The 26553-nt window shown below is 71.2% G+C and carries 22 protein-coding genes and 2 tRNA genes; 3 read left to right on the top strand and 21 right to left on the bottom strand.

Going from position 1 to position 26553, the window contains the following annotated elements:
• Positions 1-37: 37 nt before the first annotated feature.
• From PZB75_RS03370 to pgsA, 16 genes are all read right to left on the bottom strand, one after another.
• Positions 38-2608 (bottom strand): RelA/SpoT family protein, encoded by a 2571-nt coding sequence (locus tag PZB75_RS03370; RefSeq protein WP_275533790.1) that lies wholly within the window; start codon positions 2606-2608, stop codon positions 38-40.
• A gap of 278 nt (positions 2609-2886) precedes the next feature.
• Positions 2887-3354, bottom strand: a complete 468-nt coding sequence (locus PZB75_RS03375) for a hypothetical protein (protein WP_275533791.1) — start codon at positions 3352-3354, stop codon at positions 2887-2889.
• A 190-nt stretch (positions 3355-3544) separates the two neighbouring features.
• Positions 3545-4096 carry an adenine phosphoribosyltransferase gene (locus tag PZB75_RS03380; RefSeq protein ID WP_275533792.1) on the bottom strand — a complete coding sequence of 184 codons (552 nt, stop codon included), beginning with the start codon at positions 4094-4096 and terminating at the stop codon, positions 3545-3547.
• On the bottom strand, positions 4093-5214 hold the full coding sequence (gene secF / locus PZB75_RS03385) for a protein translocase subunit SecF (RefSeq protein WP_275533793.1): 1122 nt from the start codon (positions 5212-5214) through the stop codon (positions 4093-4095). Before secF ends, PZB75_RS03380 begins: the two co-directional genes overlap by 4 nt.
• 1 nt (position 5215) lies before the next feature.
• On the bottom strand, positions 5216-6976 hold the full coding sequence (gene secD / locus PZB75_RS03390) for a protein translocase subunit SecD (protein ID WP_275533794.1): 1761 nt from the start codon (positions 6974-6976) through the stop codon (positions 5216-5218).
• Between the two features lie 147 nt (positions 6977-7123).
• Positions 7124-7612, bottom strand: a complete 489-nt coding sequence (yajC, locus tag PZB75_RS03395) for a preprotein translocase subunit YajC (RefSeq protein ID WP_275533795.1) — start codon at positions 7610-7612, stop codon at positions 7124-7126.
• 168 nt (positions 7613-7780) lie between these two features.
• Positions 7781-8863, bottom strand: coding sequence for a Holliday junction branch migration DNA helicase RuvB (ruvB, locus tag PZB75_RS03400; protein ID WP_275533796.1), 1083 nt, complete (start codon positions 8861-8863; stop codon positions 7781-7783).
• Positions 8864-8952: 89 nt separating this feature from the next.
• Complete coding sequence (gene ruvA, locus PZB75_RS03405; RefSeq protein ID WP_275533797.1) at positions 8953-9579, bottom strand: Holliday junction branch migration protein RuvA; 627 nt, start codon at positions 9577-9579, stop codon at positions 8953-8955.
• A complete protein-coding gene (gene ruvC, locus PZB75_RS03410; RefSeq protein WP_275533798.1) occupies positions 9576-10109 on the bottom strand; it encodes a crossover junction endodeoxyribonuclease RuvC in 534 nt (177 codons plus the stop codon). The genes ruvA and ruvC overlap by 4 nt, the downstream gene beginning before the upstream one ends.
• 185 nt (positions 10110-10294) lie before the next feature.
• Positions 10295-11047 (bottom strand): YebC/PmpR family DNA-binding transcriptional regulator, encoded by a 753-nt coding sequence (locus PZB75_RS03415; protein ID WP_275533799.1) that lies wholly within the window; start codon positions 11045-11047, stop codon positions 10295-10297.
• Between the two features lie 63 nt (positions 11048-11110).
• Complete coding sequence (gene pdxT, locus PZB75_RS03420) at positions 11111-11704, bottom strand: pyridoxal 5'-phosphate synthase glutaminase subunit PdxT (RefSeq protein WP_275533800.1); 594 nt, start codon at positions 11702-11704, stop codon at positions 11111-11113.
• Positions 11705-11710: 6 nt separating this feature from the next.
• A complete protein-coding gene (gene pdxS / locus PZB75_RS03425) occupies positions 11711-12634 on the bottom strand; it encodes a pyridoxal 5'-phosphate synthase lyase subunit PdxS (protein WP_275533801.1) in 924 nt (307 codons plus the stop codon).
• A gap of 641 nt (positions 12635-13275) precedes the next feature.
• Positions 13276-13821, bottom strand: coding sequence for a hypothetical protein (locus tag PZB75_RS03430; protein WP_275533802.1), 546 nt, complete (start codon positions 13819-13821; stop codon positions 13276-13278).
• Between the two features lie 82 nt (positions 13822-13903).
• Entirely contained in the window at positions 13904-15064 is a 1161-nt protein-coding gene (locus tag PZB75_RS03435; RefSeq protein ID WP_275533803.1) for a glycosyltransferase family 4 protein, read from the bottom strand.
• Between the two features lie 19 nt (positions 15065-15083).
• Positions 15084-16034, bottom strand: a complete 951-nt coding sequence (locus tag PZB75_RS03440; RefSeq protein WP_275533804.1) for a phosphatidylinositol mannoside acyltransferase — start codon at positions 16032-16034, stop codon at positions 15084-15086.
• Positions 16031-16729, bottom strand: coding sequence for a phosphatidylinositol phosphate synthase (gene pgsA / locus PZB75_RS03445; protein ID WP_275533805.1), 699 nt, complete (start codon positions 16727-16729; stop codon positions 16031-16033). Before pgsA ends, PZB75_RS03440 begins: the two co-directional genes overlap by 4 nt.
• A gap of 382 nt (positions 16730-17111) precedes the next feature.
• Here pgsA and PZB75_RS03450 point away from each other — a divergent pair, with 382 nt between their 5' ends.
• On the top strand, positions 17112-18782 hold the full coding sequence (locus tag PZB75_RS03450; protein ID WP_275533806.1) for a hypothetical protein: 1671 nt from the start codon (positions 17112-17114) through the stop codon (positions 18780-18782).
• An 81-nt stretch (positions 18783-18863) separates the two neighbouring features.
• Here the strand turns inward: PZB75_RS03450 and PZB75_RS03455 are convergent, their stop codons facing one another.
• Together PZB75_RS03455 and thrS are read right to left on the bottom strand one after the other, a co-directional pair.
• Complete coding sequence (locus PZB75_RS03455) at positions 18864-19424, bottom strand: HIT domain-containing protein (RefSeq protein WP_275533807.1); 561 nt, start codon at positions 19422-19424, stop codon at positions 18864-18866.
• Positions 19425-19607: 183 nt separating this feature from the next.
• Positions 19608-21593 carry a threonine--tRNA ligase gene (gene thrS / locus PZB75_RS03460; RefSeq protein ID WP_275533808.1) on the bottom strand — a complete coding sequence of 662 codons (1986 nt, stop codon included), beginning with the start codon at positions 21591-21593 and terminating at the stop codon, positions 19608-19610.
• A 303-nt stretch (positions 21594-21896) separates the two neighbouring features.
• Between thrS and PZB75_RS03465 the strand changes: the two genes are divergently transcribed.
• Complete coding sequence (locus PZB75_RS03465) at positions 21897-22631, top strand: 3'-5' exonuclease (protein ID WP_275533809.1); 735 nt, start codon at positions 21897-21899, stop codon at positions 22629-22631.
• A gap of 92 nt (positions 22632-22723) precedes the next feature.
• Here PZB75_RS03465 and PZB75_RS03470 read toward each other — a convergent pair.
• Positions 22724-22795 (bottom strand) — tRNA-Val (locus PZB75_RS03470).
• 222 nt (positions 22796-23017) lie between these two features.
• Between PZB75_RS03470 and PZB75_RS03475 the strand changes: the two genes are divergently transcribed.
• On the top strand, positions 23018-25585 hold the full coding sequence (locus tag PZB75_RS03475) for a hypothetical protein (RefSeq protein WP_275533810.1): 2568 nt from the start codon (positions 23018-23020) through the stop codon (positions 25583-25585).
• A 128-nt stretch (positions 25586-25713) separates the two neighbouring features.
• Here PZB75_RS03475 and PZB75_RS03480 read toward each other — a convergent pair.
• Positions 25714-25785: transfer RNA gene (locus tag PZB75_RS03480), tRNA-Val, on the bottom strand.
• Between the two features lie 66 nt (positions 25786-25851).
• Positions 25852-26325 (bottom strand): TIGR02611 family protein, encoded by a 474-nt coding sequence (locus PZB75_RS03485; RefSeq protein WP_275533811.1) that lies wholly within the window; start codon positions 26323-26325, stop codon positions 25852-25854.
• Positions 26326-26553: the final 228 nt, after the last annotated feature.

A 26553-nucleotide genomic window follows, 5' to 3' on the forward strand; every position in this document is an offset into this window, starting at 1 on the left:
GGACGCGGAGGGCTGCCGGACGGGTGCCGGGAAGGGGTCAGGGCCTGCGGGCCGAGGTGACGCGGTAGACGTCGTAGACGCCCTCCACACCCCGTACCGCCTTCAGGACGTGTCCGAGGTGCTTCGGGTCGCCCATCTCGAAGGTGAAGCGGGAGGTGGCCACCCGGTCGCGGGACGTCTGGACGGCCGCCGACAGGATGTTCACATGCTGGTCCGACAGCACCCGGGTGACGTCCGAGAGGAGCCGGGACCGGTCCAGCGCCTCGACCTGGATGGCGACCAGAAAGACCGAGGACTGGGTGGGCGCCCACTCCACTTCCAGGATTCGCTCCGGCTCCTGCGACAGGGAGTCGACGTTGACGCAGTCCGCGCGGTGCACGGACACCCCACTGCCCCGGGTGACGAACCCGATGATGGGGTCGCCGGGCACCGGCGTACAGCAACGGGCCAGTTTGACCCAGACGTCGTCGACGCCCTTGACGACCACACCCGGATCGGCGTTGGCGCGGCGCTTGTTACGACGCGACGGCGGCGCGCTCTCCACCAGGTCCTCGTTGGCCGCGTCCTCTCCGCCGATCGCCTGGACGAGCTTCTGGACGACGCCCGCCGCGGCCACATGCCCCTCGCCGATCGCCGCGTACAGCGAGGAGATGTCGGGGTAACGCATCTCGTGCGCCAGCGTGACCAGCGAGTCACCGGTCAGGATGCGCTGGATCGGCAGGTTCTGCTTGCGCATGGCCCGGGCGATGGAGTCCTTGCCCTGTTCGATCGCCTCGTCGCGCCGCTCCTTGGAGAACCACGCGCGGATCTTGTTCCTGGCCCGGGGCGACTTGACGAAGCCCAGCCAGTCCCTCGAAGGCCCGGCGCCGGCCGCCTTGGAGGTGAAGACCTCGACGAGATCGCCGTTGTCGAGGGTCGATTCGAGCGGTACGAGACGGCCGTTGACCCGGGCCCCTATGGTCCGGTGGCCGACCTCCGTGTGCACGGCGTAGGCGAAGTCGACCGGCGTCGCACCGGCCGGCAGCGCTATCACGTCGCCTTTGGGGGTGAACACGAAGACCTCGTTGCGCGACAGGTCGAAGCGCAGCGACTCCAGGAACTCGCTGGGGTCCTCGGTCTCCTTCTGCCAGTCCAGCAGCTGCCGCAGCCACGCCATGTCGTTGACGGTGTCCTGGCCGCGCCCGGTGTTCTTCGGGACGTCGGTACGGACCTTGGAGGCGCCCGCGACGGCCTCCTGCTTGTACTTCCAGTGGGCGGCGATGCCGTACTCCGCGCGGCGGTGCATGTCGAAGGTGCGGATCTGGAGCTCGACCGGCTTGCCGCTGGGGCCGATCACGGTGGTGTGCAGCGACTGGTACATGTTGAACTTCGGCATCGCGATGTAGTCCTTGAACCGCCCCGGCACCGGGTTCCACCGGGCGTGGACGGTGCCCAGCGCCGCGTAGCAGTCGCGGACCGTGTCGACGAGGACCCGGATGCCCACCAGGTCGTAGATCTCGGCGAAGTCACGGCCCCGCACGATCATCTTCTGATACACGCTGTAGTAGTGCTTCGGGCGTCCGGTGACGGTGGCCTTGATCCGGGCCGCGCGCAGATCGGACTGCACCTCGTCGGTCACTATGGCGAGGTATTCGTCGCGCTTGGGGGCCCGCTCGGCGACGAGCCGCACGATCTCGTCGTACATCTTGGGGTAGAGGATCGCGAACGCGAGGTCCTCCAGCTCCCACTTGATGGTGTTCATGCCGAGCCGGTGCGCCAGCGGGGCGTAGATCTCCAGCGTCTCGCGGGCCTTCTTCTCCTGCTTCTCCCGTTTGAGGTAGCGCATGGTGCGCATGTTGTGCAGGCGGTCGGCGAGCTTGATGACGAGGACCCTGGGGTCCTTGGCCATGGCGACGACCATCTTGCGCACGGTTTCGGCCTGCGCGGCCTCGCCGAACTTCACCTTGTCGAGCTTCGTGACACCGTCGACCAGGAGCGCGACCTGGTCGCCGAAGTCGCGGCGCAGGGTGTCCAGGCCGTACTCGGTGTCCTCGACGGTGTCGTGCAGCAGGCCCGCCATCAGGGTCGCCGGGTCCATGCCGAGTTCGGCGAGGATGGTGGTCACGGCGAGCGGATGGGTGATGTACGGGTCGCCGCTCTTGCGCTTCTGTCCCCGGTGCCAGCGCTCGGCGACCTGGTAGGCGCGCTCGATCTGGCGCAGCGTGGCGGTCTCGATCTTGGCGTCGTTGCTCCGGACGATCCGCAGGAGCGGTTCCAGTACCGGGTTGTACGGGCTGGAGCGCTGGACGCCCAGCCGGGCCAGCCGGGCCCGGACCCGGTTGGAGGAACCGCCGGAACGGGAGGTCCCGCCGGTCTGGGCGGGCTTCGCCGGGGGTTTGGGGGCGGAGCTGCCGGGGAGGGCGGGGGCCGGCTGGGCCGGGGCGGCGGGCGCGACCGGGGCCCCGGAGCCGATCGCGGGGGCCCGGACCGGCGCGGGGCCGCCCGCGCTCTCCGGGGCGGGGGGCTTGGGCTTCTCCGTCTCCGCGGACCGCTTCTTCTCGGGCGTGGCTGGGGCCGCCTCGTGCTCTTCGGGCTGCGGGGCGGCGACTGGCTGGGCCTCGTCTGACAAGAGTGGCTCCTCGTGCGAATCCGGACACCCGGAACGCCCATCGTATCGATCCCCCGGCCGGTGCTCCCCCTGGGAACGGGAGAGCCCGGACAACGCGGGACGGGCACCCGATTGTTCCCGGGTGCCCGTCCTTCGGTTCAGTTGCACCCCATAACTCGGTGCAGCTGTGCCGGCTCCGGGTCAGGCCAGAGCCGGCCCTTCGCTGTGGTCACGCCCCGAACACCGGCCGCACCGGGTCACTCCCCCTTCGCCGGGTCGAAGCACGATCGTGCGGGAACTCAGTTCCAGCGCAGCAGGGCAGCGCCCTTGACCTGCATCTCCTTCTTGGCGGCCACATTGCCCCACGGCACGGTGATCTGGCCGTTCTTGCCACAGCCGGCGCCGTACCAGGTCTTCTTCCCCTGAGCGTTGAAGCCCTTCACCTTCACACAGATGCTGCTGCCCTTGGAGACCTTCCAGCCGTACACCATCTTCATGCCCTTGGCGCCGAAGTGGGCACAGCCGTCGTTGATGGTGCTCCACTTGCCCGGAAGCGATCCCGCGTTCTTCCAGCCGGAACATATGCCCTTGGCCGCCAGAGTGCTCGCGCCGTCAACGACCAGGACGGGCTTCGACATCACGACCTGGACGTCCGTCGAGTCGACCGTCGGCACCTGGGCGGCACCTGCGGGCGAGGCGCCCACACCCACCACCGCGAACGACAGAAGACCCAATGCCCCCGTGGCGATCCTGCGTGAAATCGTCATCAATTTCCTCCCGTTACGTTGTCCGAATTGGCGACAACGTGAGGATTCAATCAGCAAGGGAAATGCTTCGAACACATATTTGAGGGAATTTTGAGCTTTGTCGTCCGGACGACCCGACGGTCACGGTATGCGACGGCGGGTGCCCCAGGAAGGTCGCTCCTGGGGCACCCGCCGTCACATGCCGCCGGTCTCACACCGTGATGAGTGCCTCCAGCGGGGCACCGCGCAGGGCGGGCCCCAGGCGGTCGCGGCCGCCGAGGAAGCCCAGCTCCAGGAGGACCGAGACACCCGCCACCTGGGCACCGGCCCGCCGGATCAGCTCCAGCGAGGCCCCGGCGGTGCCGCCGGTGGCGAGCACATCATCGATGATCATGACTCGGTCGTCGGCGGACAGGTCCTCGGCGTGGATCTCCACCTCGGCGGAGCCGTACTCCAGCTCGTACGTCTGGGAGAGCGTGGCCCCGGGCAGCTTGCCCGCCTTGCGGACGGGCACGAAGCCGAGCGAGGCCCGCACCGCGACCGGCGCGGCCAGGATGAATCCGCGCGCCTCCAGACCGACGATCTTGGTCGCTCCGTGCCGTACGCACAGCTCGGCCAGGGCGTCGGTGAGCGCCGAGAAGGCCACCGGGTCCGCGAGCAGCGGGGTGATGTCCTTGAACATCACACCCGGCTTCGGGTGGTCCGGCACGTCTCGGATGCGGCTGAGCAGCAGCTCCCTGGTGTCGTCGACCGTGCGGGTCATCGGCGCTTCCCCGAGGTCCGGCCGTGGCCCTTGGGCGGCTCCCGGCGCTGGCCGACGACCGCCGCCGCGGGCGTCTCGTCCTCGGCCACCTCGTCGTCCACACGGGCCGGGTCGTCGCTGTCGCTCTCGGCGGACTCACCCTTGGCGGCGGCCGCCGCGCGCTTGGCGAGGATTCGCTTCTTCAGCGCCTTCATCTGCGGGTCGCGTTCCTTGAGGTCGGCGACGAGCGGGGTGGCGATGAAGATCGAGGAGTACGCGCCGGCCGCGAGGCCGACGAACAGGGACAGCGAGATGTCGTTCAGCATGCCCGCGCCGAGGACACCGCCGCCGATGAACAGCAGACCGGCGACCGGCAGCAGTGCCACGACCGTGGTGTTGATCGAACGGACCAGGGTGCCGTTGATGGAGCGGTTGGCGATCTCGCTGTACGTCCAGCGGGTCTGCTTGGTGATCCCCTTCGTGCCCTCCTTGAGGCTGTCGAAGACGACGACCGTGTCGTAGAGGGAGTAACCGAGGATGGTGAGCAGACCGATCACGGTGCCCGGGGTGACCTCGAAGCCCACCAGGGCGTAGACGCCGACCGTGATGGTGATGTCGTGGATCAGCGCGACCAGGGCCGCGATCGCCATGCGCCATTCGAAGGCGATGGCGAGGTAGATCACCACGAGGACCATGAAGATCCCCAGGCCGGTCCATGCCTTGTTGGCGATCTGCTCGCCCCAGCTGGGACCGACCAGGTCGGCGTTGATCTTCTCCGCCGGGATGCCGAGCTCCTCGGACAGCTTCTCCTTGATCGCGTCGGCCTTGGCGGTGTCGACCTCGGTGATCTGGACGCGCAGACCGCCGCCGCCGAGCTCCTGGACGATGGCCTCGTGACCGGATTCCTCCGCCGCGATCTCACGGACCTCGGAGGAGGAGATCTTCGCCTTCTGCTCGGTGGTGAAGACCGCCCCGCCCTTGAACTCGATGCCCATGTTGAGGCCGCTGACCGCCAGGCCGACGATGGCCGTGATGGTGATCAGGATCGAGATGCCGTACCAGATCCTGCGGTTGCCGATGAAGTCGTAACCGACATCGCCGCGGTAGAGCCGGGCGCCGAGACTGCCGAGTCGTGACATCTCACGCCTCCTTCGGGTCGGTGGGGGCGTTGACACGGCGCGAGCGGCGGATCGGCGGTTTCGCGCCGAGCCGCTTCGGGTCGAGCCCGGACCACGGGTTGCCACTGGCGAAGAACTTCGTGCGGGCCATCAGCGTCATGACCGGCTTGGTGAAGAGGAAGACCACGACCACGTCGAGCAGGGTGGTGAGACCGAGCGTGAACGCGAAGCCCTGGACCTTGCCGACCGTGACGAGGAACAGCACCGCGGCGGCCAGGAACGACACGAAGTCGGAGACCAGGATCGTGCGCCGGGCGCGCGGCCAGGCCCGCTCGACGGCGGGGCGCAGGGTGCGGCCCTCGCGGATCTCGTCCCGGACGCGTTCGAAGTAGACGATGAACGAGTCCGCCGTGATCCCGATGGCCACGATGGCGCCGCAGACCGCGGGCAGGTTGAGCGCGAAGCCGATGGCCGGGCCGAGCAGTGTCATGATCGTGTAGGTCAGGATGCCGGAGGCCACCAGGCTGAGCAGGGCGATCATCGCCAGGCCGCGGTAGTAGGCCACCAGGTAGATCACGACGAGCGCGAGGCCGATGGCCCCGGCGATCAGGCCGGCCTTGAGCTGTTCGCCACCGAGCGCGGCGGTGACGGTGGTGACGCTCTGTTCCTCGAAGGAGAGCGGGAGCGCACCGTACGACAGCACGTTGGCCAGGTCCTCGGCGGACTGCTGGGTGAAGTTGCCGGAGATCTCGGCGCTGCCGCTGAGTGTCGTGCGCACGGACGGTGCCGACACCACTTCGCCGTCGAGGACGATGGCGAACTGGTTCTGGGGCGACTGCTGCTGCGAGAGCCGACCGGTGATCTTCTGGAACTTCTTGGCGCCGCCGCTGGTGAACTCCATCTGAACGATCCACTGACCGTTGTTCTGGTCAATGGTGCCCTGCGCCTTGGAAACGTCCTTACCGTCGACCTCGGCCGGACCGAGTACGTACTTGTCCCACTGACCCGGCGCGTTCTCGCCACATGCGAGGGTGGGGTCGGAGGGCTTGACGTTCTTCCCTGCGGCCGCTCGCTGGTTAGGGTCGGAGCAGTCGAGGGCGGCGAACTTCTTCTGGAGCTCGGCCGCCGCCGCTTCGTCCGGCGAGGACGCCGAGGGCGAGGGGGACGCCGAGGGAGTCGTCGCGGCCCCGGATGCCCCGGTGGACGGGGACGGAGTGGAGTCGGCCTTGAGGGCGCCGGTGACGGCACGGCCCTGCGTGGTGCTGGTCGCGGACGGGCTCCCCGACGGCGTGGCCTTACCGGTCCCGCTCGTCCCGTCGCCCGCCGAGGGGGTCGGCGCCGGGCTGGGGTTCGTCGTTTCGGCGGGGGCGCCGCCGGCGACCGTCAGCACCGGGCGGAAGTAGAGCTTGGCGGTCGTGCCGACCTGCTCACGGGCCTGGGCGGAGTTCGTACCCTTGGGAATGTTGACGATGATGTTGCTGTTGCCCTGGGTCTGGACCTCCGCCTCGGACACACCGAGACCATTGACACGGCGCTCCATGATCTCGACCGCGGTGTCCATGTTGGTCTTGTTGATCGCCGACTTCTGCCCCGGCTCGTTCTTGGCCTTGAGCGTGATCGTCGTGCCGCCGGCGAGGTCGATGCCCAGTCGCGGCGTCAGCTCACCGGCCCAGAACATACCGCCGGTGAGCGCGACCATGGCGATCAGGATCAGAGCCAGGGAACGCGCCGGCGTTCCCTGGCCTCCCGCCGGCTGTGTTCGGCGCTTCTTCGGTGCTGCCACCTTCTCGTTTCTCCCTGTCCAACCGCCCCGCGCCGGGTACGCGCCCGAGCGGCCACGAAGTGTTGTGGGGACCTGCCCCCGCAGAAGATCGCACGGTCCGGGGAACGCCGGGCGCCGCTGGGCCACACGGCGTCCCCGGGGCGCGGGTTACTTCGCGTCGCCCTCGCCGTCGGCCGCGCCGGACTTACCGTCCTTCTTGGCGTCGCCGGTCGGCTCGGCGTCGTCCGCCTCGGCCTTCTTGCCCAGGTCGATCTTGACCTCGTCCGGGGCGTCCTCGGCCTCGGCCTTGACGTCCGGGTCGGTGAGCGAGGAGGCGTCGTCGGGCACGATCGCGCCCTCGGCCTTGAGGTCGTTGTCGCCGTGGACGATGCGGTTGTACTCCGCGTCGTCGAGGACGGCACCGATGGAGTTCTTGGCGTAGACGGCGTGAACGCCGGGCGCGACCTCCAGGAGAACCGTGTCCTCGTTGAGCTCCTTGACGGTCGCGTACATGCCCCCGATCGTCCGGACGCCCGTGCCGGGCTGCATCTCGCTACGCATCTGCGTAGCCGCCGCCTGCTTCTTCTTGGCGGACCGCGTCATCAGGAACATGGCCCCGATGAGCACGACGAAGGGGAGGAGGAAACCAGGACTCACGGGACGGAACTTCCTTCACACGACCGTGCTGGGGATGCGACACGGTCTACGGGGGTGGGTAACACCGACCTTTGGGGGGCGGCATCGGCGGAGTCTAAGCGAGTCCGCATCATTGGAACAACGCCCAGCATGGCACCGGGGTTCCGCTGAAGGCCAACCTGTGACACATCACGCCCCGAACAGGCCCTGTTGTCCCTTTCCGTCGTGCTGCGGCGGCACCAGTCCGAGGTGCGCCCACGCGGCCGGTGTGGCGACCCGCCCTCTGGGCGTGCGGGCCAGCAGTCCCTCGCGTACGAGGAAGGGCTCGGCCACCTCCTCGACGGTCTCGCGCTCCTCGCCGACGGCCACCGCGAGGGTGGACAGTCCGACGGGTCCGCCGCCGAAGAGCTTCAGCAGCGCGCCGAGCACGGCCCGGTCCAGCCGGTCGAGGCCACGGCCGTCGACCTCGTACACGCGCAGGGCGGCCCTGGCGATCTCCCGGTCGATCCGTCCGTCGGCCTTGACCTGGGCGTAGTCCCGGACCCGGCGCAGCAACCGGTTGGCGATGCGGGGCGTGCCCCGGGAGCGGCCGGCGATCTCGGCCGCTCCCTCGACGTCCGTCTCGACGTCGAGGAGGCGTGCGGAACGGTGGAGGACTCGCTCCAGTTCGGCCGGGGTGTAGAACTCCATGTGGCCGGTGAAGCCGAAGCGGTCACGGAGCGGCGGCGGCAGGAGTCCGGCCCTGGTGGTCGCTCCGACGAGGGTGAACGGTGGCAGTTCCAGCGGGATGGCGGTGGCGCCGGGGCCCTTGCCGACGATGACGTCGACGCGGAAGTCCTCCATGGCCATGTACAGCATCTCCTCGGCCGGCCGCGACATGCGGTGGATCTCGTCGAGGAACAGGACCTCGCCCTCCTGGAGGGAGGAGAGGATCGCGGCGAGATCGCCCGCGTGCTGGATGGCGGGACCCGAGGTGATCCGGATCGGGGCCTCCATCTCAGCCGCGATGATCATGGAGAGCGTGGTCTTGCCGAGGCCGGGGGCTCCGGAGAGCAGGACGTGGTCGGCGGTGGCGCCACGGGCGCGGGCCGCCTTGAGGACCAGGTCGAGCTGTTCGCGTACCTTCTCCTGGCCGACGAACTCGTCGAGGTCCTTCGGCCGCAGGGCCGCTTCGACCGCGGTGTCCTCGCCGTCCGCGTCGGCGTGGACCAGGCGGCCGTCGGCGCCGATCGGCCGTTCGTCGGTGTCGGGCGCGGTCTCGTCCCAGTTCATTCAGTCAGTCCCGCCTCGGGTGTTTCGGTGCCGGGCCGTGCGGTGCTCCGGCCGGGGTCGGGGTGTCCCCCGCAGTGTCGCAGTCTCGGTCAGCGTGCGCGGTTCAGGGTCTGGAGGGCGGCCCGCAGCAGTTGGGGCACGGGCGGCCGGCCGCCGGCCGCGAGCGCGGTCTCCGCCTGCGGGGCGACCGCGGCGACGGCCTCGTCCGCCTCGCGGGCGGCGTAGCCGAGACCGATCAGGGCGGCCTGGAGCTGGTCGCGCCAGGAAGAGGCGGCGGCCGTGCCGACGCCCTGCTGGCCGATGTGGGCGCCGTGGGGTTCGCCGAGCCGGTCCTTGAGTTCGAGCAGCAGCTTCTGGGCGCCCTTCTTGCCGATCCCGGAGACGGCGGTGAGCGCCTTCTCGTCGCCCGCGGAGACGGCGAGGCGCAGGGCGTCGGGGCTGTGCGTGGCGAGCATGGCCTGGGCGAGCCGGGGGCCGACGCCGCTGGCGGTCTGGAGCAGTTCGAAGGTCTGGCGTTCGTCGTCGTCGGCGAAGCCGTAGAGGGTGAGGGAGTCCTCCCGGACGACGAGCGAGGTGGCGAGTCTGGCCTCCTTCCCGATCCGCAGGCCGGCGAGGGTGTCCGGGGTGCACTGGACGGCCATGCCGATGCCGCCGACCTCGATCACGGCCGTGGTCGGGGCGAGGGCGGCCACCGGGCCGGAGACGAAGGCGATCATGTGGTGCGGCCTTTCAGCGTGCGATGGGTGGCGACGGCCTGCTGGAGGCGGTTCTGGGCGGGGGCCCGCCAGATGTGGCAGATGGCGAGGGCGAGGGCGTCCGCCGCGTCCGCCGGTCTGGGGGGCGCCGCGAGTCCGAGCAACCGGGTGACCATGGCGCCGACCTGCGCCTTGTCGGCGCGACCGCTGCCGGTGACGGCGGCCTTGACCTCGCTCGGGGTGTGCAGGGCGACGGGGATGCCGCGTCGGGACGCGCAGAGCATGGCGACGGCGCTGGCCTGGGCGGTGCCCATCACCGTACGGACGTTGTGCTGGCTGAACACCCGCTCCACCGCGACGAATTCGGGTCGGTGTTCGTCGAGCCACTGCTCGATTCCCGCCTCGATGGCGACCAGCCGCTGTCCCAGTTCGGCGTCGGCCGGGGTGCGGACCACGCCGACCCCGAGCATCGTCAGCCGTCGTCCGGGGACGCCGTCGACGACGCCGATGCCGCACCGGGTCAGCCCCGGGTCCACGCCGAGTACCCGCACGTCGGACTCCCCTCCCTCGCGCCTGGGCGCCTGTGCCGTACCGCTTCCGTCACCGGCCCGCGGTCCTGCGCCTTCGATCATGTGTTCCTGCGTTGTTGCAGGTTAGCGCCCGGCACCGACAACGCGGACGGGCCGACGGGGTGTGTCCCCGTCGGCCCGTCCGCGCACGCCGGCCCGCCTGGGCCTCAGGCGTCGACCTTCTCCATGACCTCGTCCGAGACGTCGAAGTTGGCGAAGACGTTCTGCACGTCGTCGCTGTCCTCCAGGGCGTCGATCAGCTTGAAGATCTTGCGCGCCCCGTCCTCGTCCAGCTCGACCTGCATGGTGGGCAGGAAGTTCGCCTCGGCGGAGTCGTAGTCGATGCCCGCCTGCTGGAGCGCGGTACGGACCGCGACCATGTCGGTCGCCTCGCTGACGACCTCGAACGACTCGCCGAGGTCGTTGACCTCTTCGGCGCCCGCGTCGAGGACCGCGTCGAGCACGGCGTCCTCGGTCAGCTCGCCCTTCGGGACGATCACGACGCCCTTGCGGTTGAAGAGGTACGAGACGGAGCCCGGGTCGGCCATCGAGCCGCCGTTGCGGGTCATCGCGACCCGTACGTCGGACGCCGCGCGGTTGCGGTTGTCGGTGAGGCACTCGATGAGCACCGCGACGCCGTTCGGCCCGTAACCCTCATACATGATCGTCTGATAGTCGACGCCGCCCGCTTCGAGACCGCCGCCCCGCTTGATCGCGGAGTCGATGTTCTTGTTGGGGACGGAGCTCTTCTTCGCCTTCTGTACCGCGTCGACGAGCGTCGGGTTGCCCTCGGGGTCCACACCACCGGTCCGTGCGGCGACCTCGATGTTCTTGATCAGCTTCGCGAAGAGCTTGCCGCGCTTGGCGTCAATCACAGCCTTCTTGTGCTTCGTCGTAGCCCATTTAGAGTGGCCGGACATCTGCCGTCTCCTTCGCGTCACCGAACTTCTTGAACGAACCCGAGAGATCCTACCGGGATCGCCTCAGCCGGCGGCGCGCACCATGTCGGCGAAAAGGGCGTGCACGCGATGGTCGCCGGTCAGTTCGGGATGGAAGGACGTCGCCAGGGCGTTGCCCTGCCGGACCGCCACGACATGGCCGCCGTGCTCGGCGACCACCTCGGCGCGGGCGCCGACCGACTCCACCCACGGGGCACGGATGAAGACCCCCTCGACCGGCCCGCCGTCGACGCCCGTGACGTCGACGGCCGCCTCGAACGACTCGTTCTGCCGTCCGAAGGCGTTGCGGCGCACGATCATGTCGATGCCGCCGATGGTCTCCTGGCCGGCGCGGGGATCGAGGATCTTGTCGGCGAGCAGGATCATCCCGGCGCAGGTGCCGTAGACCGGCATTCCGGCGCGCACCCGCTCGCGCAGCGGCTCCAGCAGTCCGAACAGGACCGCCAGCTTGGACATCGTGGTGGACTCCCCGCCGGGGAGGACGAGGCCGTCCACCGCGGCGAGTTCTTCGGGTCGCCGGACCGCCCTGGCCTCGGCTCCGGCCGAGGTCAGGGCGGTCAGATGCTCCGGTACGTCGCCCTGGAGGGCCAGGACTCCGATGACAGGAACGCCGTTCATCAGGGACTACCAGCCGCGGTTGGCGTAGCGCTCGGCCTCGGGCAGGGTGTCGCAGTTGATGCCGACCATGGCCTCGCCGAGGTTCCGGGACGCGTCCGCGATGATCTTCGGGTCGTCGTAGAAGGTGGTGGCCTTGACGATGGCGGCGGCCCGCTTGGCCGGGTCACCGGACTTGAAGATGCCGGAGCCGACGAAGACGCCCTCGGCGCCGAGCTGGCGCATCAGCGCCGCGTCGGCGGGGGTGGCGACGCCGCCCGCGGAGAACAGGACGACGGGCAGCCTGCCGAGGTCGGCGACCTCCTTGACCAGTTCGTAGGGGGCGCGCAGGTCCTTGGCGGCGGCGTACAGCTCGTTGTTGTCGTAGCCGCGCAGCCGGGCGATCTCGTTCTTGATCTGCCGCAGGTGACGGACGGCCTCGACGACGTTCCCGGTGCCCGCCTCACCCTTCGAGCGGATCATGGCCGCGCCCTCGGCGATGCGGCGCAGCGCCTCACCCAGGTTGGTGGCGCCACAGACGAAGGGGGTGGTGAAGGCGAACTTGTCGCTGTGGTTGACCTCGTCGGCCGGGGTGAGGACCTCGGACTCGTCGATGTAGTCGACGCCGAGGGACTGGAGCACCTGGGCCTCGACGAAGTGACCGATGCGGGACTTGGCCATGACGGGGATGGAGACGGCCTCGATGATCTCTTCGATCATGTTCGGGTCGGACATCCGGGCGACGCCGCCGTCCTTGCGGATGTCGGCGGGGACCCGCTCCAGGGCCATGACGGCGACCGCGCCCGCGTCCTCGGCGATCTTCGCCTGCTCGGCGTCGACGACGTCCATGATCACGCCGCCCTTGAGCTGCTCGGCCATGCCGCGCTTGACGCGCGCGGTGCCGGTGGCCGGGGTGTCGGACGTGGACTGCGGGGAGCTGGGAAGCGTGGACATGGTCGACCTCACTCGGTGAAAAGGATGCGGGAAGCACTGCCGACGCGTGGCTGGACGCGGCCGGTGCCGGTAGCGGCTCCACGAGCAAACGCTCCGGGACCAGTCCACTGCAAGGGCCAATGGACAGCCGGTGGCTCTTTCCGGTCCGCGCCGATGCGGGGAGGACGCGGGGAAGTGGGCCGCGCCGCGCCCCTGTGGCCTGTGGGAGGGGGGGCTCAAGGAGCGCTCCCGGGTCGCGGGAATCCACTTCCGGTACGCGGGGCGGACCGCATCCGGTTACGCGAGCCGACCGGACCGCTCTCAGTGCGCGAAAGATCCACGAGGGTCCGCTTTCGATGTACGCGGGGCCCGCCAAGGCAACTGAGGTCGAGGTACGCGGGGACCGTCCTGGGCCGTGCCGACGATCCGTCCGGGCCCTGCCGACGGCCCGGTGACCGGAGACCGGTGACCGGAGACCGGTCGTGGGCTCGCCGGGCTCATGGCCCGGTCCGTCGGCACACCGGCCGGTCCTTCAGCCGCCCGGCCGGGCCCGTTCGGCACACCGGCCGGTCCTCCGACCGCCCGGCCAACCGCCCACCGCTCCGCCGGCTCACGGGCCGGTCCGTCACTCGGCCGACCCGCCCGCTCATGGCCCGGGCCCGTCAGCTCCCCGGCCGGTCCGCCAGGGCCACCGGAGGTTCGTCGTCCATCTCGAAGGCGAGCGGGAACGGCGCGTGTCCGGCCAGCCGGAACCAGCGCACCGTGCGGTGGCGCCGCAGCGCGCGGGCGGCACGCACCGCGTCGTTGTGGAACCGCCGCGCCATCGGGACCCGGCGCACCGCGGCGGCCAGCTCCCCCGCCGCATCCTCCCCGCCGGGGATCTCCTTCACGGCTTCCACCTGCGCGGTCTCGCCGAAGACGGCCCGCAGCGCGGCGCTCAGCTCGCTCTCGGCGACCTCGCGCTGTTCCTCCGCCGCCTGCCGGGCGGCGTGTGCGGCCTCGTACAGCACGATCGAGGCGGCCGGGTCGAGCACCCCCGAGGTGGCCAGTTCCTGGGTGACCGAGGCGCGGCGCAGAAGTTGGGCGTCGAGGGCGGCGCGGGCGGCGTCGATCCGGGCGTGCAGCCGGTCCAGCCGTCCGGCGGTCCAGCTGAGGTACAGGCCGATCGCGAGGACCGCGACGGCGGCCCAGATGAGGGTTTCGGTCACGGGCCGCAAGGCTACCGTCGGGCCCGCCCCTCTCTGTCACCCCGGGGGCTCCGTAGCTCCCGGGACGACCGGCGGACCGCTCTCAGTCCCTGGCCAGTCCTAGCCGGGCCCGCAGCCCCGGCCGCTCGTCCGCGGCCACGGAGGCCGCACCGTCCGTCACCGTCTCGTACACCGCGAGGATGTCCGCGCCCACCGTCGCCCAGTCGAAGCGCCGCACATGGGCCCTGCCCCGCTCGCTCAGCTCGGCGCGCCGGGCCGCGTCCCCGAGCAGCGCCACCGCGGCCCCGGCCAGCGCGTCCGCGTCCTCGTTGGCGAAGAGTTCGCCCGCCGCCCCCTGGTCGAGCACCTGGGCGAACGCGTCCAGGTCGCTGGCCAGCACCGGCGCCCCCGCCGACATGGCCTCGACGAGGATGATGCCGAAGCTCTCGCCGCCCGTGTTGGGCGCGACGTACACATCGACACTGCGCAGCAGCCGCGCCTTGTCCTCGTCGCTCACCATCCCGAGGAATTCGACGCGCTCACGCATGTGTCCGGGCAGGGCGGCGACGGCCTCCTCCTCGTCGCCGCGGCCGGCGACCAGCAGTCGGGTCTCCGGGCGGGCGGCCAGGATCGCGGGCAGTGCCTTCACGAGCACCGGCAGTCCCTTGCGGGGCTCGTCGATCCGCCCGATGAACCCGAGGGTCCCGCCCTGCCACTCGGCCTTCGGCTGGGCCCCGGCGAAGAAGCCGACGTCGACGCCGTTGGGGATGACGACCGCGTCGCCGCCGAGGTGTTCCACCAGGGTCCGGCGCGCGTACTCGCTGACCGCGATGCGCGCGCTGATCTTCTCCAGCGCGGGCTGGAGGATCGGGTACGCGGCGATCATGGCCCGGGAGCGCGGGTTGGACGTGTGGAAGGTCGCCACGATCGGGCCCTGTGCCGCCCAGCAGGTGAGCAGCCCCAGGGACGGTGAGGTCGGTTCGTGGATGTGGATCACGTCGAAGGTGCCGTCGTGCAGCCATCGGCGGACCCGGGCGGCGGACAGGAAGCCGAAGTTCAGCCGGGCGACCGATCCGTTGTACGGGACGGGCACGGCCCGGCCCGCCGACACCACGTACGGCGGCAACGGGGTCTCGTCGTCGGCGGGGGCGAGCACGGAGACCTGGTGGCCCAGGCGTATCAGGTGCTCGGCGAGGTCGCGGATGTGGAACTGCACCCCGCCCGGTACGTCCCAGGAGTACGGACAGACGATGCCGATCTTCACGGCTGTTCCCCTCGCGTCTTCACGGCTGTTCGCCCCGGGGTTCCAGGTCGGCGAGCCAGAGCCGTTGCAGCATGTGCCAGTCCTCGGGGTGCTCGGCGATCCCTCCGGCGAACACGTCGGCCAGCGCCTGGGTCATCGTCGCCGCCTTCTCGGCGCGGGTACCGGTGGCGGGGACCTCGACGGGTGGGTGGATTCGCGCCCTCAGCACGGGCGTCTCGTCGTAGTGCAGGGTGACGGGCAGCAGCAGGGCCCCGGTCTGCTGGGCAAGTATCGCCGGGCCGGTCGGCATCCGCGCGGTCTCGCCGAAGAACGTCACCTCGACGCCGGACGCCGACAGGTCCCGGTCCGCGACGAGGCAGACGAGGCCCCCCTTGCGCAGCCGCCGCGCCAGGGTGCCGAAGGCGGAACCTCCGACGTGCGGCAGGACCTCCATGCCCAGGCTCTCGCGGTAGGCCACGAACCGGTCGAAGAGCGTCTCGGGCCTGAGCCGTTCGGCGACCGTGGTGAAGGGCACCTTCAGGACGGTGGTGACCCAGGCGCCCGCCAGGTCCCAGTTGGCCAGGTGCGGCAGGGCCAGGACGACGCCCCGGCCGGTTTCGAGCCCTTCGGTCAGCCGGTGCGCCTCGCGCACCTCGACGCCGGTCCTGATCCGTTCGGCACTCCAGGTGGGCAGCCGGAACGATTCCATCCAGTAGCGCATGTACGAGCGCATCCCGGCTCGGGAGAGCGCGGCGAGCCCGGCCGGGTCCGCGTCGGGCACCACCCTGGCCAGATTCGCCTCAAGACGCAGCACGCTCTTGCCGCGCCGTCGCCAGGCCCGGTCGGCGATGGTGCGGCCGAGGGCGTTCACGGCCGGTTCGGGGAGCTTCTTGAGCGCGCCCCAGCCGAGCCCGTACAGCCCGTCGGTCAGCCGGTCCCTGAGCCGGGCGCCCGCAGCCGGCGGGTCCGGTACCTCCCCGGCGCCGCTCACTGCCCCGCCCCGCTCCCCCGCCCGGCCGCCGGGTCCGACGCGGGGCCGGTCCCGACCGCGGCCACGGCGTCGGCCTCGGCGGCTTCCCTGCGTACGGTCACGACCCGCTGGACGAGCGTCACGAGGCTGCCGGCGGCGACCGCCCACAGCGCGATCGGCAGCAGGATGTCGATGCCGGGCACCCCGAACCTGTGCAGCCCGGAGAGCCCGGCCGCGACCAGCGAGACGACCAGCCGCTCGGCGCGTTCCACCAGTCCGTTCACCGCGACCGGCAGACCGATCGCCTCGCCCCGCGCCTTGGTGTACGAGACCACCTGGCCGCTGGCCAGACAGAAGATCGCGACGGCGCACATCATGTCGTTGTCGCCCCTGCCCGCGTACCAGAGCGCCAGTCCGCCGAAGATCGCGCCGTCGGCGACCCGGTCGAGGGTCGAGTCGAGGAAGGCGCCCCAGCGGCTGGAGATCCCGGCCTGCCGGGCCATGTTCCCGTCGACGAGGTCGGAGAAGACGAAGACCGTGATGACGATGGTGCCCCAGAAGAACTCCCCCATCGGGAAGAAGACCAGCGCACCCGCCATCACTCCGGCCGTGCCGATGAGTGTGACCGCGTCGGGAGAGACCCCGATCCGGAGCAACAGTGCGGCGAACGGTGTGAGGACACGCGTAAAGAATGCACGCGCGTACTTGTTCAGCATGGCCTTCCCGAGGGTCGGTGGGCCGCGCGGCCCCTTCGGCCACCGGCTGGCCCATCGTAGTCACGACCGCCGGGGTCCACCGTCCGGGCACCCGTCCTCGCGTGGTGGGCGCTTTTCGGACAGGCGGTGTACCGGTACGGCGGGGAGCCCCGGCCCGGCCCGTACGGTTCACCGGCCCGTACCGGAATCGACCCGGCCTCGTACGGGAACGGCGAAAAGGCACACAAAGGGGTGACAGTCCGTTGTCCGCCCATGGAATTCGCCGGTTGCGGGCGGTGAGCTGTTCCGGACGATACGCTGTGGTCCCAGCTCAGAAGGTGTGCCAAGTACGGTAGTTGGGAACAGCCGCAGGAGCAGATCCTTGCGGCGAGTGGGGGCGGCAGTGGCCAACGACGGATTCGATTTCTCTCCCGGAGCGCAGATCCCGCTCCAGGGCTCGGCCGGACAGACGGCGGCGACCAACGCCCTCGCGTCGGCCGCGTACCGCGACAGCGACGTGGACGAGATCCTGAAGGCCAACAGCGAGTGGCACAAGTCCGAGGTGAAGGCCGGCCAGTCGAAGTTCCTGAAGTCCAAGTACTTCCGGCCCAACCTCGGCGAGGCGTTCTCCAGGGCCGTCCAGGAACGCATGCTGGGCGGCGCCCGGGGCGCCCTCATCCAGTCCTTCGGCATCGAGCCGCAGACCGTGGTCGAGCACTGTCTCGCCGCGACCGGTCTGCGCAAGGCGCGCGACACCAAGCTGACCGTCGTCACCGTCGTGTGCGGGCTGCTCTTCCTGCCGGGACTGCTCGTGTGGATAGGGGTGTTCCGCGCCCGCGACTACCTCAACTCGACCAAGGACAGGGGCATCGGCGTCCTCGGCAACGGCCTGCTCGCCGCCGTCGGGGTCGGGGCGGTGATCTTCCTGGTGAAGCTGCCGGTGGCCGGCCTCCTGGCGCTGTACCTGCGGACGATGGCCGTCGCCCCGGTGATCGGCTGGCTGATCGCCAAGCGCATCGCGGAGTCCTCGGCGAGGGACATGCGGGTCCGCTGGGAGGGGCTGCTCTCGGGCGGCGGGGTCATCGCGAAGATCCCCGAGTCGGTCCCGAAGAATCCGGGCGACGCCTCCCGTGAGGCGTTGCGGCAGGGGCTGGAGAAGCTGTCCGCCGAGCAGCAGGCGAACTCGGTCTTCTACGCGGGCCCCAAGGGCATCCTCGGCATGGGCACCCGCTGGGGCAGCTGGCAGCTGGCGGAGGAGCTGGTCTCGAAGGAGCCCGGCAAGGAATTCCACCAGTTCCGCAGCTGGGACCTGATCCGGGTCATCCACGACCAGCTGAAGATGCTGGAGCGCGGTCCGCTGAACTCGGGCGGATTCCCCACCCCGTCCGTCAAGCACTGGATCGTGTCGCCCGTCGGGGAGAACGCGGGAGGGGTCTCCCGTCCCGAGGGCGACAACGTCGCCTCGTACCAGGTGAAGCCGCACGAGATACAGCGCATCTGCAACCACCAGCAGTTCGGCAGCGGGGACCGCCACTACCTGGGGGTGCAGTTCACCCTCTGGGACGGACAGCTGGTCATCACCATGATGACCACCGTGACCGTGCTCCACGAGACCCTGCGGATCGAGGTCACCGGTCACGCGCTCGGCCCGGTGCACTCGCTCTTCACCACCAAGCCGTCCCCGAGGACCAAGACGGTCAACAAGACGCTGAGGTTCTGGGAGACCAAGACGCATCAGCTGCCGCTCGTCGAGGCGGACGAGGTGGTCCGGCTCGCGATGCGTGCCCCGTTCACCTGGTATCCGCCGCTGCTCGACTACCTGGGCGGCAGGCTGGCGCTCCCGGAGCCCTTCGGCCTGCGGCACGCCTGGGCCGAGAAGCCCTGGCGCCACCGCTTCATGGCGGACGACGCGATGCGCGCCGCGACACCGGTGCTGCGGGCCGTGCACTCGGCGGCCCTGCGGGTCCTCGCCGAGAACGGCGTGGACACCGACCGCTTCAACTCCCGCTCGCTGGCCCTGGGCGGCCAGGTCCAGGACGCCGCCCCGAAGAAGGCGGACCTGTACGACGCGTAGCCGGCCCGGACCGCGCGCACCGCTGCCGGGTACCCGGGACCTTGATCCCGGGTACCCGGCAGCGGTGCGCGAGCGCTCGGATCAGCCGTTCGGCCAGGCCGCGGCGAGCATCGTCCGGGTGTCCGCCAGCAGTTGCGGCAGCACCCGGGTGTGGCCGATCACCGGCATGAAGTTGGTGTCGCCGCCCCAGCGCGGCACCAGGTGCTGATGCAGGTGCGCGGCGATGCCCGCTCCCGCGTCCGCCCCCTGGTTCATGCCGATGTTGAAGCCGTGCGCCCCCGACGCCGTCCGCAGCGCGGTCATCGCGCGTTTGGTGAAGTCGGCGAGTTCGGCGGTCTCGGGGCCGTCGAGCCCGGTGTAGTCGGCGACGTGCCGGTACGGCACGACCATCAGGTGTCCGCCGTTGTACGGGTACAGGTTGAGCACCGCGTACACCTGCTCGCCGCGTGCGACGACCAGCCCGTCCTCGTCCGACTTCGAGGGAATGGCACAGAACGGGCAGCCGTCGCCGGCCTCGGGTCCGGTCGGCTTGCCCTCACCCTGGATGTAGGCCATCCGGTGGGGCGTCCACAGGCGCTGGAACGCGTCGGGCGTCCCCACTCCGAACTGCTGCTCCGGCTCACTCGTCATGCCGGTCAGCATATTGCTTCGCCCACGCCGAGCGTGTCGCCGGGGGCACACCCGCGGGCGCCCCGGATGCCGGGGCCGGTTCCCCCGCAGGCGCGGGAACCCGGTGCCGCTTCTACGGCACCGGGTTCGCTCACAGCTCCCGGCGTCCCGTCCGGACGGAAGCACCTCGGGGCCACCGCGCGGGACGCGTCGGGGTCAGACCTGGACGCGGTCCTCGACGGCCTTCGCGATCTTGGCGATGGCGTCCGCGACCGGGATGCCGTTCTCCTGCGATCCGTCGCGGTAGCGGAAGGAGACGGCGCCGTTGGCCATGTCCTCGTCGCCCGCGATGATCATGAACGGGACCTTGGCCTTCTGCTGGTTCCGGATCTTCTTCTGCATCCGGTCCGAGGAGGCGTCCACCTCGACCCGCAGCCCCTGCTTCCGCGCGGTCGCGGCGAACTCCTGGAGGTACGGGATGTGCGCGTCACCGATCGGGATGCCGACCGCCTGGACCGGTGCCAGCCACACCGGGAAGGCGCCCGCGTAGTGCTCCAGGAGCACCGCGAAGAACCGCTCGATGGAACCGAACAGCGCGCGGTGGATCATCACGGGGCGCTGCTTGGCGCCGTCGGGCCCGGTGTACTCCAGGTCGAAGCGCTCCGGGAGGTTGAAGTCGAGCTGCACGGTCGACATCTGCCAGGTGCGGCCGATGGCGTCCTTGCACTGCACGGAGATCTTCGGCCCGTAGAAGGCGGCGCCGCCCGGGTCGGGGACCAGCGGCAGGCCCTGCTTCTCGGCGACCTGGCGCAGGGTCTCGGTGGCCTCCTCCCAGACTTCGTCGGAGCCGACGAACTTCTCCGGGTCCTTGGTCGAGAGCTCCAGGTAGAAGTCGGTCAGTCCGTAGTCCCGCAGCAGGTTCAGGACGAAGGTGAGCGTCCTGTCCAGCTCGTCCGCCATCTGCTCCTTGGTGCAGTAGATGTGCGCGTCGTCCTGCGTGAAGCCGCGCGAGCGGGTCAGACCGTGCACGACGCCGGACTTCTCGTACCGGTACACCGTGCCGAACTCGAAGAGCCGCAGCGGCAGTTCACGGTACGAGCGGCCGCGCGCGTCGAAGATCAGGTTGTGCATCGGGCAGTTCATCGGCTTGAGGTAGTAGTCCACCCCGTCGTCGAGCTGCATGGGCGGGTACATGCCGTCGGCGTACCAGTCCAGGTGGCCGGACTTCTCGAAGAGCTTGCCCTTGGTCGCGTGCGGGCTGTAGACGAACTCGTAGCCCTCCTCCTCGTGGCGTCGGCGCGAGTAGTCCTCCATGGCCCGGCGGACGGTGCCGCCCTTGGGGTGGAAGACGGCGAGGCCGGGGCCGATCTCGTCCGGGAAGGAGAACAGGTCCAGTTCGCTGCCGAGCTTGCGGTGGTCGCGCTTGGCGGCCTCCTCCAGGAACTCCAGGTGCGCCTTGAGCTCGTCCTTGGTGGGCCACGCGGTGCCGTAGATGCGCTGGAGCATCGGGTTCTTCTCGCTGCCGCGCCAGTACGCGGCGGCGTTGCGCATCAGCTTGAACGCCGGGATCAGCCGGGTGGTGGGCAGGTGCGGACCCCGGCAGAGGTCCTTCCAGCACAGGTCACCGGTCTTCGGGTCGAGGTTGTCGTAGATGGTCAGCTCGCCGCCGCCGACCTCGACGTCCGCGCCGTCACCGGCGCTCTCGACGGAGCCGGAGCCCTTGATGCCGATGAGTTCCAGCTTGTACGGCTCGTCGGCCAGCTCCGCGCGGGCGTCCTCGTCCGAGACGACGCGGCGGGCGAACCGCTGTCCGCGCTTCTGGATCTCCTGCATCTTCTTCTCGACGGCCTTGAGGTCCTCCGGGGTGAACGGCCTCTCGACGTCGAAGTCGTAGTAGAAGCCGTCCTTGACCGGCGGACCGATACCGAGCTTGGCCTCGGGGAACAGCTCCTGCACGGCCTGCGCCATCACGTGCGCGGTGGAGTGGCGCAGGATGTTCAGGCCGTCCTCGGAGGAGATCTCCACGGGCTCGACGGTCTCGCCGTCCTGGAGCTCGTACGCGAGGTCCTTCAGCTCACCCGCCACCCGGGCCGCGACGACGGTGCGCTGTCCGGGGAAGAGATCGGCCGCCGTAGTGCCCGTCGTCACCACGCGCTCTTCCCGCTCGGAATCGCGTTGTACGGTCACACGGACGTCTGACACCGGTCTCTCCTGACTGAGGGGGCGCACCGCGTTCCTGTCGCAGATGCCGTACGAATCGTACCGAGCCCCGGGCCCCCCGCGCGAAAGGGATACGCCGGGGCGGCCCGCCGCCCGTGTCCCGTGCGCCCGCCGGACCGGCCGTCGGGCCCCGGCCCGGTCCCCCGGCGGGTGGCGGGCCGTCCGTGCGACCGGGAGGCCCGCGTGCGCGGGGCGTGCGCGGCGTACCGGGGAGAAGGGGCGGGTATCACCGAACCGGGGCAGGCGAATCGCGCCATCTGCCAAGCAGATGCGAGGAGTTCGGAGATGATGCGCTGGTACGAGGGGCCACTGGCCGCCTTCGGGATCAGAACCACGGGTGCGGACGCAGAGGAGGACCGGATCGTCTCGGCCGCCCTGGTCGTCCAGGAGACGGCGGGCGGGCTGACCCGGGTGAGCCGGTGGCTGGTGAGTCCGGGGGTGCCGGTCCCCCCGGAGGCCACCGGGATGCCCGGTCTGACCGACGAGCATCTGCACCGCAACGGCCGGTGGCCGGCGCCGGTGATGGGAGAGATCGGACGGTCCCTGGCCGATCAGTGCGCGACCGGGCGTCCGCTCGCCGTGATGGACGCGCCGTTCGGTCTGACCCTGCTGGACCGGGAGCTGAAGCGGCACCGGGCGACGTCACTGCGCGGCTGTCTGGCGGGGGCGCCGCTGTGCGTGCTCGATCCCCGGGTCCTCGACGGACAGCTGGACCGCTACCGCAAGGGACCGCGCGCGTTCGCGGATCTGTGTGAGGTGTACGGGGTCTCCGGGGCGACCCCGGAGCCGATGCCCGACGCGGCGGCGGACGCGGTGGCCTCGATGGAGGTGGTCCGCGCGGTGGGGCGGCGGTTCGCGGCCCGGCTGGAGCGGCTGGCCCCCGCGGAGCTGCACACCTTGCAGACGGCGTGGCACGCGGCGCACGCGCGCGGCGGGCAGGCGTGGTTCCCGAGGAGCGGGGCCACGGAGGCGGTGGACGCCGCCTGGCCGCTGCGCCCGGCGGTCCCCGCGGCGGCCTGAGCACCGGACGCGTCGAAGGGGGACGGGCAGCGATGAATTGCCGACGGATACGCGAAGGCCGGTCCACGCGTGCGTGAACCGGCCTTTCCCGGTGGGCGATACTGGGTTCGAACCAGTGACCTCTTCGGTGTGAACGAAGCGCTCTCCCACTGAGCTAATCGCCCGGGAACGGACTGAACCATACAGGGCCACGCGGCTCTCGTTCAAACCGTTCCCGTCCGGCCACCGGCGGACGATCCCGTCTCCGCCTCTCATCCGGGCCGGGGCATCCCGGTCACCCGCGGGCGACGGCGGCTCCGGGCCGTGGGACGGTCCACGGGTACTCAGCGGGGGAACTGAGTACCCGCGCGCATGTTTGATTCCACGACCGGCCGCACACTGCGTCCATGGAACATGTGCCGCCGCCCGCCGAGGAACTGACGCTCCTCGACCGTGAACTGGTCCGGCTGGACGCCCGCCGGGCCCAGTTGCTGACCCGCCGTGCCTGGCTGCTGACGGTGCTCCAGCCACCCGGCACACCCGGAACACCCCATCCGGGGCCGTACGCCGCCCCGGCCGCCGGCCCCGGATGGGGGGCGGCTCCTGGGTGGGGGGCGGCTCCTGGGTGGGGGGCCACGGCTCCCGGGTGGGGTGCCCCCGCCCGGACCGCGCCGAAGGGCGCGCTCTCGCCGCGTGGCGCACAGCACGTGCTGCTGATCCTGGGCGGGCTGCTGCTGACGATCGCGGCGATCGCGTTCACCGTGGTCAGCTGGGGCCGGATGGGGATCGGCGGCCGGGCGGCGGTGCTCGGCGTACTGACGGTGGCGGCGCTCGCCGCCCCCGTGCCGCTGCTGCGGCGGAAGCTGCCCTCGACGGCCGAGGCGCTGGCCGCGCTCGCCCTGGTGCTGACCGCTCTCGACGCCTACGCGTGGTACCGGGTGGCTGCCCCCGGCACCGGGGGCCTCGGTTTCGCGGCGGGCGCCTCGGCGGTGCTGGCGGTGCTGTGGGCGGGTTACGGCCTGCTGCTCCCCGCGCTGCGGGTGCCGCTGCCGGCCGCGGTGGTGGGCGCCCAGTTCCCGTTCCTGTTCTGGGCGGCGGCGACGGACGCGTCGGCGCTGGGGATCGGCTGGGCGCTGGTGCTGACGGCGACGCTCGACGGAGTGATCGCCATCCGTTGCGGCCGTCCGGCGATGCGCGCGACGGCCGTCACCGTGGGGTGCGTGACGGGGTTCGTCGGGCTTCTGACCGGACTGGCCGCGTCGCTGACGGCGCAGTCGGCGGCGGCTGCCGTGAGCCCCGGAGTGCTGCTGCTGGTGGCCGCCGGGGGGCTGCTGCTGGTGGCCTGCCGGGCACCGAGGGAGTTCGGTACGGCCGGTGGCGCGGCGGCCGGGCTCGCCGTCGTCGCGGCGGTGGGCGGTGTGGTGCGCCCGGAGGTGCCGGCGGGCTGGTGGGTGGCGGTGTATCTGCTGTGCGGGGCGGCGGTCGCCGCGGCGGCGCGGGGTCCACTGCCCCGGCCGGTGCGCAGGGGCGCGCGGGCGTCGGTGGCCGCGGTGGCGGCGGGAGCCGCGCTGTGGGCGGCGCCCGCGGCCGGCGTGGTGCTGCTGGGTCCGTTGTCACGGGTCGGCGACGCGTGGGCGGGGGCGCCCTCGGGCGCCCGGGAAGCGCTCGGCACGACGCTGCTGTGGCCGCACTGGAACGCGGTCCCGGTGGTGCTGGCGGTGCTGTCCGGCCTGTGCGCCGCGGCGCACCGGTGGTCGCTCCGGCCGGACGGGACGGACGCTCCGGAGGCGGTCGCTCCGGGGACCGCCGGTCCTTCGGTGTCCGTTCCGAGGCGCGTCACGGCGCGGCGGACCGCCGGGGTCTGTGTGGTGGTGTCCGGGTGGGGCGCGCTGCTGACGCTGCCGGCCGCGCTCGACGTGCCGTACCCGGTGGCGTGGGCCGCCCAGACGCTGTGGGTCGGCGCGCTGCTCGCGGTGGGGGTGCGCGGCTGCCGTGGCCGCGTCGCGAACCCGGCGGTGACCGTGACGGCGCTGGTGTGCGCCGGGGTCGGCGCGGTGAGCGCGGGGGCACTCTCGCTGGCGTCCGAGCCCGCGACCTACGCGGTGTTCGGCGCGCTCGCGGCACTGGCCGTGACCGGCGCGGTGCGGGCTCCCGGGGGCGCGGTGCGGGCGGTGCTCGGCTGCGCGGCCGTGATGTGCGCGATCGTCGTGGCCCGTGCGGCCGGGGAGTCGCTGGGACTCGCCGGGCATCGCGCGGCGCCGATCGTGCTGATCGTGCCCGCGCTGACGGTACTGCTCGGGGCGCGGCTGCGCCGCGACCCGGTGGCCGCACCCGTCGAGGCGGCAGGGGCGCTGGGGGCCCTGGTGGCCCTCGGGACGGCGGTGACGGACGCGTCGGCGCTCTCCCTGGTGCTGGGGCTCTGCGGGGTGCTCGCCGCCGGAACCGCCGTGCGCCCGGAGCGCCGGGCGGTGGCCGGGTGGCCGGCGGTGGCCCTGCTGGCGATCGCCGTCTGGGTACGGCTCGCGGCTTCCGGGGTGTCGGCCCCGGAGGCGTACACCCTGCCGTTGACGCTCCCCGCGCTGGCCGCGGGCGCGCTGCTGCGGCGGCGCGATCGGGGGGCGTCGTCGTGGAAGGCGTACGGCGGCGGGCTCGCGGTGACGCTGGTGCCGAGTCTCGGCGCGGTCTGGGCCGACCCGCACTGGACGCGTCCGCTGCTGCTGGGAGCGGCGGCGCTGGTGATCACTCTGGCCGGGGCGCGGTTCCGGCTCCAGGCGCTGCTGGTGCTCGGCGGCGCGGCGCTGGCGCTGGACGGTCTGCACGAGCTGGCGCCCTATGTGGTGCAGGTGGCGGGTGTGCTGCCGCGCTGGGTGCCGCCAGCGCTGGCCGGGGTGCTGCTGCTGGCGGTGGGGGCGACGTACGAGCACCGGCTTCGCGACGCCCGTCGGCTGAGGGACGCGGTGGTCCGGATGCGCTGAGCCGGGTTCGCGGTCCGGGCCGTCCCGGCGGCCGGCCGGGGGCGGCGAGGTTGGGAGCGGCGGGGTCCGGGACCGGGGAACGCCGAGGGCCCGGGAGACTTGGCAGTCTCCCGGGCCCTCGGTCCGGGTGGGCGATACTGGGTTCGAACCAGTGACCTCTTCGGTGTGAACGAAGCGCTCTCCCACTGAGCTAATCGCCCCGGCGCGCAGCAAACATTACCCCATGTCAGCGGCGCACCCGGACCGGCCTGGCGACCGGTCCGCCCTCACTGGTCGATCTTCCACGGCATCTCGATGCCGAATTTCAGGACGTAGACGCCCACCAGCACGGCGATGATCACGAGCCCCACCACGGTGAGGACGATGTTCCGCCGCCGGACCTCGGGATCGAGCGCCCGCTGCGCGGCCTCGGTGACCTTCCGCCGGGTCCAGCGCAGCACCAGCTGGGCCCATACGAACTCGGTCGCCCAGATCGCCATTCCGCCGAAGATCACCAGCCATCCCGGACCGGGCAGCGGCAGCATGACGACGCCCGCCACCACCACGGCGAGGCCGACGACGAAGACACCGGCCTGCCAGCTCAGGTGCAGCGTCCTGGACGCCTTGATGAACCCGGGTGCCCGCGAGCCCAGCCCGCGTCCTCCCCGCGGGCTCCGTGCGTCACCGGCCCCGTCGGCCCCGCTCGTCCCGGGCTCCCCGCCGGTCCCTGTCGCACCGACCGCATCAGTCACGTCGTTCACGTCCGCCACGCCCCCATCGCGGGCTCCGGACCACCGGGCACGGCGGTCCCGCCCGCTCGTCGCTCTCCGTACACGTACGGAGCAAACGTACCGGAGCGCCGTGTCACCGAGATGGCGTAATGACGCAAAGTTACACACCGCCGTACGAGCTACCTGAAGGCCCACAAAAAGGTCAGAGGGGTTTACAACGGCACTGTAGGTGGCATGTCGATTTCGCCGACGTGCGAA

Origin of the sequence: Streptomyces sp. AM 4-1-1, assembly GCF_029167625.1 — a bacterium.
Lineage (GTDB): Bacteria > Actinomycetota > Actinomycetes > Streptomycetales > Streptomycetaceae > Streptomyces.